Raw genomic sequence first — 285 nt, forward strand, 5'->3', positions numbered from 1 at the left:
GCTTCTTCCAGGAGCGCCTGGCGCTGTCGCGCGCCAACCTGAAGTCGCGCCAGGAAACCTACGAGCTGACCCAGTTCCAGCTCGAGGCCGGTGCCGCCTCGCGCCTCGACGTCGTTCAGGCCGAAGGCCTGGTGCAGTCGACGCAGGCTGAAATCCCCGGGCTGGAGACCAACATCCGCGTCGCCGCCCACCACATCGCCACGCTGCTCGGCCAGCCGGCCGGTTCGCTGCTCGGCGATCTCCTGAAGGGCGCGCCGCAGCCGATCTTCCGCGGCGGCATCACCT

General features: G+C 69.8%; 1 protein-coding gene. It reads left to right on the top strand.

Annotated elements, in window-relative coordinates:
• Positions 1-285, top strand: a 285-nt coding sequence (locus JNB88_RS33295) for a TolC family protein (RefSeq protein WP_220359183.1), incomplete at both ends; no start/stop codon positions are given.

The organism is Rhizobium cauense (genome assembly GCF_019511525.1).
In the GTDB taxonomy this organism is placed as follows: domain Bacteria; phylum Pseudomonadota; class Alphaproteobacteria; order Rhizobiales; family Rhizobiaceae; genus Rhizobium; species Rhizobium cauense.